Source organism: Bacillus sp. FJAT-28004 (genome assembly GCF_001280845.1).
Taxonomy (GTDB): domain Bacteria; phylum Bacillota; class Bacilli; order Paenibacillales; family Paenibacillaceae; genus Pristimantibacillus.
In genome coordinates this window covers 383,099-400,010 of the sequence record NZ_LGHP01000002.1, presented here as the reverse complement: position 1 = coordinate 400,010, position 16,912 = coordinate 383,099, and the positions used below count along the sequence as shown (strand labels likewise).

Genomic DNA, 16,912 nt, shown 5'->3' with positions numbered 1-16,912 from the left:
GGTAATCGTGTTAACTTGCTTCATTATAGACCAAGATAGAGTTAATCCCAATAGTAACTTGATCCTTTTATCTTTTTCCACATTTTACAAGATTCAAAGATTACCAACCTGTTTACTATTAAGAAATATGTATTAAGAGTTAACTAGGTTGGGAGGCGGATCAAATGACTAAAAAACGAGTCGTATTATTGCTGATGATCCTAATAATGGGGCTGTGCGGCTGTACCGGTGAATCGTCTACCGACGAAATGAAAGTGCTTACACTTTGGTACTGGAACCGCGGTTTGGATGACGAGCTTATAGCGGCCGTGGAGAAACAATTTCCTGATGTACAAATAAATGCCCAGAAAATTGGAGGCGATTTCAAATCGAAGCTGAAAACGACGATGGCCGCCGGCTCAGGCGGACCCGACATTGTCGCCTTTAACGACTGGGTAACCGAGATGTTTCCCAACGCGGATCGCTTCTACGATCTATATGAGCTAGGTGCCAAAGACATTGAGAAGGATTTTCTGGAGTGGAAATGGCAGTTTGGGGTGACACCGGATGGTAAAATGATTGCGCTTCCGATCGACACTGGACCAACAGGCTTATATTACCGGGCAGATCTGTTCAAAAAAGCAGGACTTCCTAGCGATCCGGATGAGGTAACTCGTACGGTACGCACGTGGGAGGATTATTTTGCGCTAGGCGAGAAACTGCAGGCTGCTCTAGGGGAAGACGTCAAGCTGACCGACAATATCGGCAGCATCTATACGCAGGTTAACGCACAGAGCGATACGATCTATTTCTCCAAAGAGGATACATTTATTGGAGAAGATCCATCTTCATCGATGAAGAAGGCATGGGACCTGGCGGCTAAGGCTTCCCAATTGGGACTGCTCGCAGACGCCAACGGCAACTCATCCGAGTGGAACGCAGCGATGAGTAACGGTAAAATCGCTTCCTTTGTTGGGGCGGTCTGGAATAAAGAAGTGCTTCAACAAGCTGCGCCTGATACTGCCGGTAAATGGCGGGTAGCCCGTGCGCCTGGTGGCGACGGCAATAATGGTGGATCTTTTTTAGCCATCATGAAGACAAGCAAGCATCCCAAGGAAGCGTTTGAGGTTATGAAATGGATACAGAATGCTGAGAATCAGGTCCAGACATTCAGGAATACCAACTTGTTCCCATCAACTATTAGCTCTCTTGATGACCGTGCGTTTCTGAAGAAAGAAGAATTCTTCGGCGGTCAGGCAACCGGTGAAATCTTTACCGAATCTGCCAGGAATGTAAAGCCTGCTTACTTCGGGCCAAAATATGCAAATATCAACGGAATTGTAAACCGGCAGCTTCAGTCAGTAGCACTCCAAGGAAAAGATCCTGATGAAGCATGGGAAGATGTTCTTGCGCGAGTCAAGAAAGAGCTGCTGCGCTGATTAAATGGTGCTTATATAGATAGTCAACTAACGAGGAGGTTGAAGCAAATGGCACAATCCTTGCATAACCGGCCGCAGCACACATCAGGTCGACATGAAGTTCTGACTGAAAAGAAAACCGGGCTAGCCTCCGAAATATGGAAGCACCGCAAACAATATTTGGCCATCTCCCCTTTCTATTTGTTATTTGCTATATTTGGGCTTTTTCCGATAGCTTTCTCCATGTACCTATCTTTTCAGAAATGGGATGGAATCGGTGACATGACTTTTAACGGCTTAAATAATTATAAATTCATGCTCACGGATGCCGAGTTCTGGAAAGCCGTCGGAAATACATTCCTAATCTGGCTATTCTCGACGATTCCGATGCTGTTCTCAGCTCTCGTCATTGCTTTCCTGCTGAATTCGACATTGGTGAAATTCCGTACCTTCTTTCGTATCGGATATTTCATTCCGAATGTCACTTCACTGGTCGCTGTTGCGATTATATTCAGCACCATTTTTTCCAACAACTACGGTTTACTAAACTACATTCTCGCTTTATTCGGCTTTTCACCGGTTGAATGGCTTAACAAAAGCTGGGGCATCCAAATTGCCATTTCCCTGATGGTAATATGGCGATGGGTCGGCTATAACGCCGTCATCTTTCTGGCAGGTTTGCAAAGTATTCCGACCGTATTATACGAAGCAGCCAAAATGGATGGGGCATCCGCAGCTCAATCCTTCTTCCGGATCACGGTACCGATTCTGAAGCCGATCATTCTGTTCACCGTCATCACCTCAACGATTGGCGGCATGCAAATATTCACAGAATCCCAGGTGCTGGTCGGCAACGACGGCGGCGTTAACGGCGGCGGGCTTACCATCGTTCTTTATTTGTACCGGGAGGCATTCATTAATAACTATTTCGGATATGGTGCAGCCGTTGGATGGGGCATGTTCGTGTTGATCGCTTTGTTCTCAATCGTTAACTGGAAGCTCGTCCAAGGTAAATCGGATAAAGACAATCGGGGGTGAGAGATATGATAATCAACAAATGGAAAACAACACTGCTCCATCTCGGATTGATAGCCGGCTTTATTCTTTCTATCTTTCCCTTCTACTGGCTGCTCGTGATGTCAACGCATACAACACCAGAAATTTATAGCTATCCTCCAAAAATTTGGTTCGGGAGTCATCTCTTTGATAATATATCGAGGGTGATGGCAAACATTGATTTTTTCGGTGCGTTTTTGAATACACTGTTCGTTGCAACTGCTTGCACATTGCTGGTTCTATTCTTTGACTCACTAGCTGGAGTAACCTTTGCCAAATACCATTTTCCAGGGAAAAAGTGGCTCTTTATCCTTCTTCTCGCAACGATGATGGCACCGGCCCAGCTCTCGCTCGTTCCTTCATTCGTCATCATGGCCAAATTTGGTTGGGTAGGAACGTTCAAGGCCTTGATTATTCCGGGTATGGTCAATGCGTTTGGCATTTTCTGGATTAAGCAATATGCCGAGGATTCGATCCCATCTGAACTGATGGATGCCGGTAAGATTGACGGCTGCGGATTTTTCCGCATCTACTGGAACATTACGTTGCCTATTCTGCGGCCCGCACTATCCTTTCTGGGCGCCTTCACATTTATCGGTGTTTGGAATGATTATCTCTGGCCGCTCATTATCCTGACAGATGAGAGCAAGTTTACGCTGCAGGTAGCCCTGTCTTCATTAAACGGAATATACACGACGGATTATTCCATGGTTATCGCGGGAACGCTTCTTGCTGTTGTTCCGTTAATTGCGCTGTTTCTCTTCATCAGCAGGCAGTTTATATCCGATATCGCAGCCGGTGCAGTTAAGAGCTGAATACGCCAAAGGCATTAATCATCTTGGTTTGTTTTTGGATTCGGCAGCTATCCAACGTCTGGTATCCATAAATTTATCCTATAGTGGAACCGAGTATTTGAAAAATGACAAATGGATTCGAACGCTTTTTCGACGGCAAAATAACCCCTGTCCCCAGTCCACGTGAGTCGAGTTGACAGGGAGTACAGGCTTTTTAACACTTTTGGAACGGCATTTGCCCACGACTTAAAGACGCCTTTACACGGCGTCTTTTCTTTTGTGTAGGGAAAGAGAACGTATTCCCATCGCCATACAACGCTGCACACGGCAAATAGAGCGTCTGACAATACGAAGGAAGATGGTTCGGCGTTAGCCTTCCCGTCCTTAGTTCTTCTCAATATATGCCGCGATCTCGGCGACCTTCTTCGAGTCCGCGCCTTTTACCGATCGCGCCGCGCCGTATGGTTCTTCGCCATCGTCGGGCGAATTAAGTACGAATGAATCAACGTCATGAATGACGCGGTGCGCGTATAGGTACGCTTGAACGTCGCGTTTCTTCATGCCGATTTCGACCAATGCCGCAACGTCCCGCAAGTCTTGCGCGGCTTTCTCGTTGTCGATCACGTCAGCCAAACGAAGGTATAATTCCGTGTCATTAGTCAACCTTACGTCAAAAATGCCTTCTTTCGCCTGTTCAGCAGCTTCGACCGAATGACCGTACCCTTCTGTTTTGAACCAACCCGCGTTATAGCCGCCAAGGATTTCGTTAAACCGAAGATGAATGTACCCAAGCGCCTTCGCTGCTTCTTCCGGCGTCGCAATCGCGCTATTGATCGCCTTCGTTCGATCAGCTAGCGGCAACAGCGCAACCGACGTCAATTCGCTGATAACGATACTTTTTGACCGTTGATGCTTTTCATATCCCGGAAGTCGAATTTGTATCGGGTTAGTTCGAAGTCGTTCGCCGCTTCTTTGTCTATCATTTCGACCGTTTGCGTCTCTGGCACTGCGTATACTGTATTCGGGTTCAAGATTCGTTCCAGATATGTAATAACGCCGAATACGGCGAAGCCCGCAAGAACCGCGGCGGACGCAATGCCGATCGTAACTTTATGCCATTTTTTTATGATGCCTCCCCCTTTGTGTGCTTATCGTCGTCGGGTTTAAAAAATTCGTTCCACGTAATTAAGAACCGTCCAAACACAAATGTCGTTTGTACGCGTCCGTCGGACTTCTTTACTTCGCTGATAATTCGAATGTGTTCGTTGTCGTGCGGTATCATCGTATTCCCCCATCGAATGTAAATACCCCGTACGCGCTGAAAGAACTTGGGACACGCGCCGGGGGCGAAACATCTTCTTCCAGCTTCCGATCGAAATGGCGACAAGTAAATTATATCCGACGATTTAATATTATGAAACTCGAACTTATGAAAAACTATGCGAAAATTGTAAACGGCTTTGGCGGCGCTGACACCCCCGGTTTCTAGTATGTATATGCCTTATGGTACTAATCGTTTGTGACACTGCTTTTGGAAATACATCAAAAAACCAAACGTAATCTCTCCGTTTGGTTTAAGATGTAGATTAACTTCCGGAATTCGCGCCTTGACCTCGCCGATGCTGGTCGGCAACACCGATTGCAGCATATGACGGTCAAGAAGGGTTACAAGCGGAGCACTCATACGAAATCAAATGATGTCAATCTCGCCCGGTTCATTTACGCCAAGATCAAGCTCAGCGCCATTCAAGTTGCTTAGCGCAAGCTTGGAGAACAGATCTTGAAATACCGCGTCACGGTCAATATAGCTTGCGCAGCGTATCAAATGTCTTGTGCCATCCGTGCTCCAGCGAAAGTCCTCCGAAATGATTGGGCTTGGAATAAGCCGCGAAGGAACCCACTTTGGCTGATTCAGCCAAGCGATAACCGAGATATCCCATATCACTCTGGAATAGGCGAAATGATCATCTTTGCAGTTTTTGTACGTCTCATAGAGGTACTCTCCAATTGCGCCGGAAGGCTTTACATAATCTCTAACCTCCGATAGTGTCGTACGCAGGTTTGAAGCGACTCCCATGCAGGGGATTAGAACCAGAGGCACGCCGCAGTCCATCAACGTTCTTGAGGCGTGGAGATCCTGTGCAAGATTAAACTCGCGCGTGTCAGGCCAATCCATTGCGTGGCCGCCCAGCCAGACCACGACGATGCGCTCGATGATTCGCGGCTCCAGCAGAATGGCACTCGCAATATTCGTAATGGCACCGATTCCGACTACATATAATGGATCATTTGGCTCGCATGCCATTGCGCGCTCTACTAAATTCAGCGCTGCCTCGCTGCGAATCGGCGAGTTAGCAGCAGGCAAATAGGCTTCTGAGCCTCGATAGACAGGGACATCCTCTCGATTCAATAGCTTAAGAATGCGAATGATCTCCTCATAGCTTTTATCCATCCCGTCCTTCGGTCCGGTAGAGAGCTCATTATGGAACGGTGCTGCATAAAGAGCCTGAAGCTCTATTTTTTCTGGTGACAAGAGCGCATAAATGACCGCAAATTGGTCGTCGATCTCGTTAAAAGTATCGGTATCGAGCACCATTCTAACTCTACTGCCTGGAGCCTCCAACTTGCGCACCAGCTCATTAGTGGATAATGTCGGAAAACTTAGACCCATATACTCTTCCTCCATCTATATAATGAATTGGCTTTTCAGCCATGCTATAATGAATTCATTTTACAAACAATTTCAAGCATGCAGTAGCATTATACGGTTGTTCTATATCACAAATTGGCTACTATGATAGGAGAGCTATGAATGGCTGCCTCATTGGACTTCTTTTATCAAGAAACGAGAGCGAAGCATGAGCATATCGCGCTGCATCACCATCAGTGCTACGAGCTGGTCTATTACGACTGTGGTCAGGGGATAACCCGAATCGGGAAAGCCGAGCATTCTTTCAAGGCAGGTGATTATGCGATAATAGCACCCTGTACGCCTCACGATGAACGGCACGGCAAACAGTCGAAGGTTATGTTTACGGGCTTTACCAGCACCGTCTATCCTCCCTTAAAAGAAGGGATCTACCAAGATTCCCCGTCACGGCCTATTTTTGGCCTCATGCAAATGATGGCAAAAGAGCTTCGCGATAAACCTCCATTCTATAAGCAATTGCTCGATAATATGATTTCTCGCCTATATTTGGAGGTATTGCGGGCTTATCCCTCCCAAGAAGCAGATAGCCGCCATGACATTATACGATTCGCCCAGGCTTTCATTGATGAGTACTATATGCAGAAAATAGACTTCCAAGCTCTTGCCGACCAATCCGGTTATAGCTACGACCGGTTTCGTCATTTGTTCAAGGAAAAGGTCAGGTTATCTCCCAGCCAATATATTTTGCAGCGTAGGATCGAGCATGCCAAAACAATGCTTAGGCATACCCCCTTGCAAATATCGGTTATCGCGATGGAATGCGGCTTTTCAACAGATGCGCAGTTTTGCAGCCTGTTTAAGCGGGAAACGGAGATAACCCCGAAGCAGTACAGAGAACTTGCCGGTGAATTGCTTTAAAGAAAGGCTAACACCTTTGAAATCATTTCATTTCTCGCTGCCATTCTCCTTATCCCGATGCGATGCTCATTTCTTTCAACCCATAGAATTCGCAAAATAACAAAAAAAAGCCACGTTCCAAAGACGTGGCCATTGAGTCTACGTTTGAACTTAAAACAACAATACTAAATAACCGCTCATCTCTTTCGCCTTATAAAACTCATGGTAAAGCTTCTTAAGCGCCCTCTTCTTAATCCGCAACACATAACTCCGCGATATCCCAAGTTGAAAACATTATATCTCTTTATTTACTAGCCAAAAACTCATTCAGCTGACGCTGTATCTCAGCTACGTATTCATCGATCCCTGCTGCTTTTAGCTTCTTAATAGCCTTCGGATATCCCGTTTCAAAGTCCACAAAACCTGAGCGTATAGCAGCTAAGTCCTTGCCCGCGACTTCTTTCAGGGCAGTTTCAATCAATTTTACTTTCTCATTATTAAATCGGAAGCCGAGCGAAGCGGATAATATCGCCTTATCATCCCAGCTTTTATAATTATCTATGGACTCTTGTGCTACATCAGGTCCAAACATTTGATAGTTTTGGTTTCTAAACATCCATTCATAGAAAAACTCATTTGCGCTCAGCTTTTTGATTCTTCCATCTATTATCTCGTAGTCCTTGCCTTCAACACCATAGAGTGCTAATTGATAATTTTCTTTGGATTTATAAATCCAATTCACAAATTTGATAGCACCTTCTGGATTTGGGGCAGTTACAGGTACGCCTAGAACTTCTCCGCCTGTTGCTGTAATATAACGAGGTTTATCATCTGCCAAAAGATAAGTTTTAACTCTAGCATCCGGTGCATTGGCCTTTATTGCATCAATAATTTCCATTTCCTTACCTAGAGATCCTTCAACCCATAAATATAAACCTGTCTGCATGCGAGAGTCTCTTTCATTATATTTAATGGTCAGATCCTCCGAATATAGCCCTGCATCGTACATGCTGCGGTTAAATTTTGCTACTTTCTGAAAAGCCTCCGTCTCATAATAACTATAAGCCTTTTTGCTGTCTTCCCCGAATACAACTAAATCTTCTACTGCAATCCAGTTATATTGCTCTTCGGTAAAATACCTGGTTAGAGGTTTGAAGACAATATCAGCAGGCCCTTTCATTTCCGGAAACTTTTTTGCCGCCCTTGTTGCAAACTCTTTCAGATCATCAGCTGTTTTCACTTCGCTCATGCCAACTGCCTCTAGTATATCCTGACGTACAGCTACCAGTTGATACATCGCAGAGGATGGAGCATATGCAGATGGAATGCCTTGAATTTTACCATCAATTACTGCACCTTGAAACTGTTCCATTGGTAACACTTTAAGCATATCTTGACCATATTCCTTAATTAGATCATCTAGCGGCATACTTTGCTTCTTATTAACAATGGTGGAGAGGTCAGGAAGGCCATCCCAGTAGAGATCAATAGGTTCATTTGCAGCCAGCATGATATCTTTTTGCTCCCAATATTGGGACCATGGTACAAATATAACTTTCACCTTTAATCCAAGATCAGTTGCCATCTTCTCTGAAAATTCATTTTGAAGAAATTCAGTCATACGATCATTTTCGTCCCCAGGGTACAAAATGGTGAGTGTTTCGAGCTTCCCCTCAGTCTCTTTTTTGTCACTGCAGGCTGCTAGTATAGAAATTGACACTAGCATTAACACCAAAATGATAAGCATTTTCCTTGTTTTCATTGATAACCCTCCCTATAAAATGGTTACTATATGTAAAGCCTTGATAGGCTGCAAACCATCTATCGCTTATTCCTTTACGGCGCCAGCCATAATACCATGAACGAAATACTTTTGAATGAAAGGAAATAAGAAAATAATAGGGCCAATTGTGATAACGGTTATAGCCATCTTCACGGTTTCTGCGGGCAGCGTGATGTTGCCTGAAGCCCCTGATGGAATACGGCCGGAGCTAATTGCATTTACATTAGATAAGATATTGTAGAGGTAGTATTGCAGCGGAAATAAATCTTTATCGTTAATGAAGATGAGTGCATTCCACCAATCATTCCAATAATTAAGCGCATACATTAAACCCACCGTGAGTAGCGCGGTCTTGCTTAAAGGAAGGGCTATTTTAATATAAATAGTAAAATAATTTGCTCCATCCATCTCCGCAGCTTCATATAAAGACGGGGATATGCTTGAAAAATACGTACGCATCAAAAACATATTCCAAACGCTAAAAACAGAAGGAAGGATTAATGCCAAAATACTGTTTTTCAATCCATAATAATTCACGCTAACCATATACCATGGAATCAAGCCTGCTGAAAAAATAATCGTAAAATTACTGATAAATGCGATTATGTTACGATATCTCAGCTTTTTTATGGATATCGAGAATGCAATCATACTTGTAATCAGCAATGCGCTTACGGTGCCAACTACGGTTACAAAGATGGTTACACCATAAGATTTCAATATCTTCATTCCACTATTAACATATATATATTTATACGTATCCAAACTCGGAGTAAGAGGGATAATTGAATAGCCATTTCTAACAATTTCCTGTTCAGAGGAAAAGGAGACGCTAAGTGTTAATACAAGAGGGTATAGACAAACGAGTGCAAATAAGCTAATAAAACAGTAGGCCAAGCTCTTTACGAGTCTATCACCAAGCAATCGATTAGTTTCCATTATTAAAATAGACCCTCTCCATCGTTTATTTTCTTAGCCGATTTATTTGCTGCAGTAATTAGAATTAATCCCATGAGTGACTGAAATAATCCGATTGCAGTCGAATAAGAAAAGCCCAATGTACGCATAGACTGGTAAACATAGGTATCGATTACCGTCACCTCGTCAATTAATACCGGGTTATTACCGACAATGCCATAAATCATTCCAAAGTCACCATAAAAGATCCGTCCAACACTCAGTAATGTTAAGACAATGATTGTCGGTTTTAACATAGGAATCGTTAAGGAAACAATACGCTGCAGTTTATTAGCGCCATCTACTTTAGCTGCTTCATACAAGCTTCCATCAAAGTTAGCCATTGCAGCCATATAAAGAATAGAACTATACCCGCTCCACTTCCAGACACTCGAAAGAATAATAATCCATTTCCAATACTTTGGTTCTGAATACCATCTGATCGGATCTGCCCCAAAGAACTCCAAGATATTATTAGCAACACCTACATCCGTTGAGAATATCCCGTAGAGTATAGCTCCAACTACAACCCACGATATGAAATATGGAAAAAACATCATGCTTTGAGCTACTCTTCTGAATGCTTTATTGCGTATCTCGTTTAAGAAAACGGCAATACTGACTGGAACAATAATGCCTAATATAAGGCTGAAAAAGTTAATGTATAAGGTGTTATAAGTAACCTTCCACCCCATGCTGTTTTTAGAAAAAAAGTAGGTGAAATTATCCAGACCCACAAATTTACTGCCAAATATTCCGTCAACGACATTAAAATCGGTAAATGCCATCCATATCCCTGCAAAAGGGATATAACTGAACATGATTAGCACAATAAGAGCAGGCACGCACATGAGATACAATATTCTGTTTTTCTTTATTTCATATAGAAATCCTTTCACCTTTAAACTCATTACATCACTACCTTTGCATCGTTATCGAGCGGCTATCCCGTAATGTTTCTTGCAGCTCTTGCTTTAAAAGATCGATATCAATCACCATACCTGTAACCCTTGCTCTCTCCGCTGCATAGGCCATAATGTGACTTTCTACTGATCTATCAATGGAAGATCTGCTGTTGCTGTCCTCATTTTCTAAATTGTCCAAGAAATCGATCATCAGTCCTGTATCCCCGCCATTATGTCCGCCATTCATGGCAGCTGGCCGGATCACGGTGTGCTCATATTGTTCAGACATATTAGATGTGAAACGCGTTACTTCAATGCTATTTAAGCTATCATCACCTCTAATTTCTCCATGCTCGCACATAATTTTAATCGTTCGATACATTTTATTGGTAAATCCGCTTAAATTAAAAGTTACCGTGACACCATTTTTAAACTCAATAATGGTCGCCTGATGATCACAAACATTATTATCAGATCGATAAACACAGCGTCCGTACGCGCTTGTTTCTAAAGCCTTCAACAATCCATCTTCTGTCTGATCCACCGAAATAGTTGTTGCCGGCCATTGGCCTCTTATTGGGAGATATGCTTTTCTTGCATCGAATCGGCAATCTGCAGCGACTTTACAGTCTAAGCATCGATCAGAACTATTAGCTGGTGCATTCTCTTCTTTAAAATAAGTTAGGTCACCGTAAGAAGAAATCCGCTTCGCATCACTGTCTACTAGCCAGGATAGAATATCCATGTCATGGCAGGACTTCTGCATAATGATCGGGCTTGCTAGGTCGCTTCTTCTCCAATTGCCCCTTACAAAGGAATGAGCCATATGATAATTTCCAACGTTCTCATTATGCTGAATGGTTATTACCTTTCCCAGCTCATGGCTATCAATGATTTTCTTTATTTCCGCAAAGAAATTTGTATATCGGAGTACATGACAAACGATAACTTTACGACCTTTTTCATTCGCTTTTTGTTGTATTCTTAAACATTCCTCAGGGCTCGGTGAAATTGGTTTTTCCAAAAGAATGTCATAACCAAGGTCAAGCGCCTCCATAGTCTGCGAATAATGGTCTCTGTCCATAGAAGAAATAATAAGGGCATCGCAAATCTTTCCTAAACTATAAAATTCATCTGCAGATTCAAATTGTTTCTCCATAGGGATTCCAAACTCATCTGCCGCAGCCTTTCTTCTGGCTTCATTCGGTTCAACTACCGCAACAATTTCTGCACGTTTGCTCGCGTACTCTGAGTAAATCATACCTCTTTGCCCTGCTCCGATTAATGCTAATTTCAAATCAACTACCTCCAACGTATGATTTTTATCCAAGACACTCTCTATTTCTACTCCGGTACTTTAGGGTCTTCCAGTGGATAATATCCTTCCGGATAGTACATATCCCATATATTCAAAAGTGGATCTTCACTTGTTATTTCGACTTTTACAATCCCCGCCTCATAGTACCCATCCTGTTCGTTGTTTTGTATATTTAGATGGATATAGGATCGGTCTTTATAAAATAATGCTATGCTTAATGTGTAATTCCCCGGCTGCATTTCCGGCAATTGTATAATTTCGTTATGGACAAGGTCTCCCGTTAACCATGTTTGTGTTGCAGCATGCATGGAGAGTTCATAGGATACATCCCCTTGCTCCAATTTCACCCATAGACTAAATTCACGGTAAATCCTAGAGATCCCTGTGTTAACAAACCAGAATCGAAGCGGCAAGCTGCCATGACTTGAAACGGTCTCTGGATAAGTCAGCCTACGTAGAGCAAGGTTATATCCAAGCTCTATTTTCAAATTGGAAAGGCTTACATGCCATCGGTGTGCCTCACGTCTAATATTAGGACCACATACGTTATCGGTATTAAGAAGGACAACCGGGTAACTCTTCCATACCTGTTGCAGCTTCTGTTTGGCAAATGCTTCGCAGCATGCTATCCAATTATCTTCGCTGCACTTTACCAGTAACCCAAACCCTCGGCCATGTTCTCTTAAATACTGAATCAGTCTAAAATTGTGCAGATCAGCAAGAAGAGTCAGGACTTCAAACGAATCCATATAGGCATTCCATTCTTCCTTGCCATCAGCCATTGTCGATATAAAAACGCCCAGAAGGCGACTGTCTGAATCTATATAACTCCCCACTTTTCTTATAAGGGCCGCAAAACAATCATTAGCATGGCCTTTTACCCATAAAGGTAAGTCTGGCTTTAGTACAAGTATAGGATTACTTGCTGTGTTAAGTGCTTCATTCACCTGCTCGAGTCTATACTCTCCTCTCGTTGGCTCCAGATCTCTCCATGAAAATGAAACATATTGAAACTGTCCATTTCCTGAATTTTTTTCATTCCTCGGTAATGGATAAGGCCGAACTTTTATTGCTTTATACTTCTCGTAGTTTTCAAGCGAATATTTACCCATCCAATTACCTCCCTTATAAATGGCTGTCTACTGTCTTAAGAAATTTTTCTATATCTGCAGCTGATATATAAGGCATACTTCCAATCTTTTCGATTTCTTCCTTCAAAACAATCATGCTTAATGTATTAAATCGGGCTCCAGTCTTCATATACTCCGCAGCTGCTTTTTGCAACGAAGTTGTTAATTGGTCAGGGCTCTGGACAGGATCTGCCTCCCGGTCTCCAAAGGCTTCGTAACGCAGCATGCCGTCCCCTTCAAATGTTGGATAATTATAAAACTGTCTTTGGACTTGCACGATATTGCTTTTATCATTGTCTAATATAAGAGATAGTCTAGTATCATAAAGCCAGCTTGCGCTCCAGAAGCCTTTTAGGGATAGCTCAGGATAATATTGGGCGTATAATTTGATTGCCAATGTCATTGAATTTTTTAGCCTGTCGGGTGTATAACCGGACCCAGATGGAATATGAAGCGCTAAAAGGGTATCCCCTGTCTGAAGAACCGGTTCCCATTCCTTCTTTACAATAGAAGTCGTTTCTCTTTCAACAAATCCCATTGGATTAATTCGATTAGCTATGATGCAATCAGCATTTTCGTCCCATTTCGAAGTGAACTGTCCTAGGTGATCAAAAACATCATTGATTCCATTTCTTTGACCATCGCTTCGAAACTCTTCTCCCGCATGCCGAAGTGCAATAACTTCTTGCGTGTGTACATGACGATATATGGTAAAAGGATCTTCAAATCGATAGGGTATAAACAGAAATCTATCTAATCGAAATATGGAACAAGTATAAAAATTCATATCCCACGGAAAGTCATGAACTTTAGAATCGCCATGTACAACTAATTTTTCTAATTGAGCCTTAAGGGGCTGATGAGGTATCTTCTCGTAATACTCGCTAGGGATACCGCGATTTTCCAAAATTTCCATAGAAGGGATAACGCAAGCAAGCAGCAAAAGAAAGGAATACAAATCTCCATATTGCTTCAAACATCCCGGAGTTATATTCGTATAAAAGTCTTCATCACAACGATTACGCGCAGAGCACATATCTTCCACTAAAAATGTTGTGAAATGCAATAATACTGGATCATTTTCAATAGCTTCAATCCCGTAAGTCAGTAATTGCTTCGTATGCTGAGGGAGTTGGTATTGCTCAAAAATATCAGATAAAAACGAGCGTGGAATGAGTATGGTCTTATTACCTTGTTCATAACGTTTATATTTTTCTTCTAAGCCTTCAGGTAAATAATCAAAATTGCAGTACGCAGCAGATTCATTAAAATCTATCCGAATCCCCATTCGTTACTTATCCCCTTTCTATTACTAGTTTGCCCATTTGGTAATAACCTTCCTTATTCCCTTCGATCGCAAGCTTTATATTTCCGATCTCTTTCACACCGGTTTCTATGCCAATTTCTAAAATGTATTCTCCTTCTGGAACATCGCTCGGTATAGAGAAGCTCTCCTCCCAAGCAATATCTTCATCCGGCAGCCATTCTCTTATATCTTCTCTGCTATAAAGCGTAAAAGTCTGATCATTGCCTGTTAGCTTCAATACAAGCGGATAGTGATTATAGATAGGAGCGACTCCTACATTAGCCCACAAAGCAGTGATGTCTAGATTCTCGCCCGCCTTCACTTCAGCGTCATAAGTGAACTTTCTTAATTCAAAGCGGTACCCCATCTTCTTTAGCCACTGCTTCACATTTTCTTTCCAAGGCTCCGGTACGATCGTACCTTTGTTATTGAAGGAGGAAATATGCCATTTGAGCGTTTCTTGAATGATGTAATCAATATCCCAGCCCTGAAGATACCAGTCATTCATATGCCAGCATGCTTCAAATAAAATCGGAGCTTTCTCCCAGGCATTTTCCATTTTAAAGTTCTGTATATTCTGAGGGTAGAAATCGGTCATATGTGACCATTCTTCTCCATGAAATCCGCCCATATCTCCTAAGCAATCTACACGAAAGCCCACTTTAGCCTTTCGATCCGTTATAATCTTCATAGAAATAGGGTCATGCAAAAGTGCTTGGAGAGGTGTTATTTTAAATCCATCTAAATAAGCATCTGTAATCGTCTGAATGGCCTCCTGCTTTAAAAACTCCGTTCCTCCGCCTTCCCCCCATGCTCCTACAATCGTCAAATCGATAGAGCTTATAACGGGATGCCCGTCAAACTTTACAGCAAAAGCTTTTATAAAGTCAGACCAATAGTCAACATATCGTGTTGTCTGAGGATCTACTCTCCAAAAAGGAAATTCAGGCTCCTCCGGATTTTCCGCTCGGAACCAATCCGGTATATCATCTTCTTCATTTAAAGCGTATGGCGAACAACGTACCACTGCGGTACAACCAATGGATTTTGCATAGTTCAGCTTTCCCTCCAGCACTTCCCACCTGTATACACCTTTCGCGACTTCTATATCTCTCCAGCGAACACTGCAGAAATAGACTTTGCTATCTGGGTGATTGTAAGTGCTGCTGTCTTCCGTAAACTTATATTTCTCTTTCTTTTCCCCTCTGTTGTCGTACACATCACCGATGTCGCCCATTAATCCAGGAGCTGAAATAAAACCAATACCAGGATTGCTAATTAAGCTATCGATTATTGCAGGGTACACCGTTACTGTTTTATTCATGTCTCATCATCTCCCAAACATGTATATTCTTAAGTAAACAGCATTTGCATTTTTGTTACGTTGTATGTTACGTTATGTGTAATGTTTGTTTAGTAATCTTATGGTGCAATTATAACATTTCCAACCAAACCTGCAAGAGAAATTTACACCGAGATAAAACGAAATTTAGGATGACAAAGTCCATCGTCTGTATGTTACTATATAGTTTAAAGGTATACATAGGGAGAAGCCTGCACGAACGTAATTTTTACGCAACAAAACATAAAAAGAGCTAATGACGATTCACAACATAACATTGCGATCATTAGCAATAAAGGAGACTATGCATTTTTATGAGTACGATTAGGGATGTTGCTAAATTAGCAAATGTGTCCACGGCCACCGTATCTAGAGTTTTAAATAATGATACGAAATATAAAATTACAGATGAAACTCGTGATAGAGTCTGGCAGGCTGTTACACAGCTTAACTATAAAATCAATGTAAGCCCCAAGCGTCAAATAGCAACGAAGGAAACTTCCACAAACAAAGCACACATCAAAATAGGGTGTGTATTAAGTGTTACAAAAAATAAGTATAACGATCCTTATTTCATGTCTATATTGTCCGGTGTAGAAGAGCGATTGCTTCACGCAGGGTACAATATTTCCTTTATTCGAACTGGACCAGAGTTAGATGATAAGAAGATCTTGTTTAATACATTTAGTGAATCTATTACAGGCCTTATCCTAATGGAGTCTTTAAATAGCGAAACATACGAGTATGTTCGCAAGCAGGTTCCGCATATTGTTGGCATCGATACCGAACGCTTGGATATCGATAATGTAGGCTATGATCATTACAATGTTGCTTCTCTGGCAGTAAGCCATCTTATTGAAAAAGGCCATACGAATATTGGATATATAGGCGGAAGCGGATTAAAGAGCAACTTAAAAGAAAGTCGGCGCTATCAAGGGTACTATTCCACCATGCATGCTGCCGGAATGTCTGTAAATCCCGATTGGATTATAGATTGTTTATGGGATGAAGTTGTTTGTATAGATAAAATCAATCATTTATGCAAAACAAATAATCTACCTACTGCTTTTTTTGCTGCCAGTGATTTAATGGCTATGGCAGCCCTTAACAGCTTATATAACAATAGTGTCTCTGTTCCTGATGAAGTGGCTGTTATTGGCCTTTCCAATATTGAAGTATCCAAGTACTCCAATCCTCCTCTATCTACAATTGATGTGCCAACCGAGGAAATTGGCATGGTCGCCGTCGACCTTTTATTAGAGCGATTAAATGGAAATACCCTGCTGCCGAAGAAGGTTATTTTACCTACACATTTAGTCATACGTAGTTCAACTTAAACAAAACACACCTAATCACGCGCCATGAAAAACGAAAAGT

At 42.3% G+C, this 16,912-nt stretch carries 14 protein-coding genes; 5 read left to right on the top strand and 9 right to left on the bottom strand.

Going from position 1 to position 16,912, the window contains the following annotated elements:
- Positions 1-164 precede the first annotated feature (164 nt).
- From AC787_RS23935 to AC787_RS23925, 3 genes are read left to right on the top strand one after another with little or no spacing between them, the layout of a single operon-like run.
- Complete coding sequence (locus AC787_RS23935) at positions 165-1,418, top strand: ABC transporter substrate-binding protein (RefSeq protein ID WP_054027486.1); 1,254 nt, start codon at positions 165-167, stop codon at positions 1,416-1,418.
- Positions 1,419-1,466: 48 nt separating this feature from the next.
- Positions 1,467-2,435, top strand: a complete 969-nt coding sequence (locus tag AC787_RS23930) for a carbohydrate ABC transporter permease (protein ID WP_054027485.1) — start codon at positions 1,467-1,469, stop codon at positions 2,433-2,435.
- A gap of 5 nt (positions 2,436-2,440) precedes the next feature.
- A complete protein-coding gene (locus tag AC787_RS23925) occupies positions 2,441-3,268 on the top strand; it encodes a carbohydrate ABC transporter permease (RefSeq protein ID WP_054027484.1) in 828 nt (275 codons plus the stop codon).
- Between the two features lie 363 nt (positions 3,269-3,631).
- On the opposite strand, the gene AC787_RS23920 is transcribed toward AC787_RS23925, so the two are convergent.
- Positions 3,632-4,126, bottom strand: a complete 495-nt coding sequence (locus AC787_RS23920; protein WP_054027483.1) for a hypothetical protein — start codon at positions 4,124-4,126, stop codon at positions 3,632-3,634.
- Between the two features lie 811 nt (positions 4,127-4,937).
- Positions 4,938-5,918: a nucleoside hydrolase gene (locus tag AC787_RS23915; RefSeq protein ID WP_054027482.1), complete on the bottom strand. Its 981-nt coding sequence runs from the start codon at positions 5,916-5,918 to the stop codon at positions 4,938-4,940.
- A 141-nt stretch (positions 5,919-6,059) separates the two neighbouring features.
- Between AC787_RS23915 and AC787_RS23910 the strand changes: the two genes are divergently transcribed.
- Complete coding sequence (locus AC787_RS23910; RefSeq protein ID WP_054027481.1) at positions 6,060-6,815, top strand: helix-turn-helix transcriptional regulator; 756 nt, start codon at positions 6,060-6,062, stop codon at positions 6,813-6,815.
- Positions 6,816-7,098: 283 nt separating this feature from the next.
- Here the strand turns inward: AC787_RS23910 and AC787_RS23905 are convergent, their stop codons facing one another.
- From AC787_RS23905 to AC787_RS23875, 7 genes are all read right to left on the bottom strand, one after another.
- Positions 7,099-8,556, bottom strand: a complete 1,458-nt coding sequence (locus AC787_RS23905; RefSeq protein ID WP_054027480.1) for an ABC transporter substrate-binding protein — start codon at positions 8,554-8,556, stop codon at positions 7,099-7,101.
- A 66-nt stretch (positions 8,557-8,622) separates the two neighbouring features.
- Positions 8,623-9,516 carry a carbohydrate ABC transporter permease gene (locus AC787_RS23900; RefSeq protein ID WP_063847666.1) on the bottom strand — a complete coding sequence of 298 codons (894 nt, stop codon included), beginning with the start codon at positions 9,514-9,516 and terminating at the stop codon, positions 8,623-8,625.
- A 2-nt stretch (positions 9,517-9,518) separates the two neighbouring features.
- Complete coding sequence (locus AC787_RS23895; RefSeq protein ID WP_054027478.1) at positions 9,519-10,445, bottom strand: ABC transporter permease; 927 nt, start codon at positions 10,443-10,445, stop codon at positions 9,519-9,521.
- 7 nt (positions 10,446-10,452) lie between these two features.
- Positions 10,453-11,736, bottom strand: coding sequence for a Gfo/Idh/MocA family protein (locus tag AC787_RS23890; protein ID WP_054027477.1), 1,284 nt, complete (start codon positions 11,734-11,736; stop codon positions 10,453-10,455).
- 47 nt (positions 11,737-11,783) lie between these two features.
- On the bottom strand, positions 11,784-12,869 hold the full coding sequence (locus tag AC787_RS23885; RefSeq protein WP_054027476.1) for a DUF4832 domain-containing protein: 1,086 nt from the start codon (positions 12,867-12,869) through the stop codon (positions 11,784-11,786).
- Positions 12,870-12,882: 13 nt separating this feature from the next.
- Positions 12,883-14,175 carry an acyltransferase domain-containing protein gene (locus AC787_RS23880; protein ID WP_054027475.1) on the bottom strand — a complete coding sequence of 431 codons (1,293 nt, stop codon included), beginning with the start codon at positions 14,173-14,175 and terminating at the stop codon, positions 12,883-12,885.
- A gap of 7 nt (positions 14,176-14,182) precedes the next feature.
- On the bottom strand, positions 14,183-15,517 hold the full coding sequence (locus AC787_RS23875; protein WP_054027474.1) for a DUF4832 domain-containing protein: 1,335 nt from the start codon (positions 15,515-15,517) through the stop codon (positions 14,183-14,185).
- Positions 15,518-15,849: 332 nt separating this feature from the next.
- Between AC787_RS23875 and AC787_RS23870 the strand changes: the two genes are divergently transcribed.
- Positions 15,850-16,872 carry a LacI family DNA-binding transcriptional regulator gene (locus AC787_RS23870; protein WP_054027473.1) on the top strand — a complete coding sequence of 341 codons (1,023 nt, stop codon included), beginning with the start codon at positions 15,850-15,852 and terminating at the stop codon, positions 16,870-16,872.
- Positions 16,873-16,912 lie beyond the last annotated feature (40 nt).

Excerpts from the sequence above, each read along its gene's own strand:
- AC787_RS23900 (WP_063847666.1), bottom strand. The coding sequence starts at position 9,516 with ATGGAAACTAATCGATTGCTTGGTGATAGACTCGTAAAGAGCTTGGCC.
- AC787_RS23870 (WP_054027473.1), top strand. The coding sequence starts at position 15,850 with ATGAGTACGATTAGGGATGTTGCTAAATTAGCAAATGTGTCCACGGCC.
- AC787_RS23875 (WP_054027474.1), bottom strand. The coding sequence starts at position 15,517 with ATGAATAAAACAGTAACGGTGTACCCTGCAATAATCGATAGCTTAATT.
- AC787_RS23935 (WP_054027486.1), top strand. The coding sequence starts at position 165 with ATGACTAAAAAACGAGTCGTATTATTGCTGATGATCCTAATAATGGGG.
- AC787_RS23910 (WP_054027481.1), top strand. The coding sequence starts at position 6,060 with ATGGCTGCCTCATTGGACTTCTTTTATCAAGAAACGAGAGCGAAGCAT.
- AC787_RS23885 (WP_054027476.1), bottom strand. The coding sequence starts at position 12,869 with ATGGGTAAATATTCGCTTGAAAACTACGAGAAGTATAAAGCAATAAAA.
- AC787_RS23880 (WP_054027475.1), bottom strand. The coding sequence starts at position 14,175 with ATGGGGATTCGGATAGATTTTAATGAATCTGCTGCGTACTGCAATTTT.
- AC787_RS23905 (WP_054027480.1), bottom strand. The coding sequence starts at position 8,556 with ATGAAAACAAGGAAAATGCTTATCATTTTGGTGTTAATGCTAGTGTCA.
- AC787_RS23895 (WP_054027478.1), bottom strand. The coding sequence starts at position 10,445 with ATGAGTTTAAAGGTGAAAGGATTTCTATATGAAATAAAGAAAAACAGA.
- AC787_RS23915 (WP_054027482.1), bottom strand. The coding sequence starts at position 5,918 with ATGGGTCTAAGTTTTCCGACATTATCCACTAATGAGCTGGTGCGCAAG.
- AC787_RS23925 (WP_054027484.1), top strand. The coding sequence starts at position 2,441 with ATGATAATCAACAAATGGAAAACAACACTGCTCCATCTCGGATTGATA.
- AC787_RS23930 (WP_054027485.1), top strand. The coding sequence starts at position 1,467 with ATGGCACAATCCTTGCATAACCGGCCGCAGCACACATCAGGTCGACAT.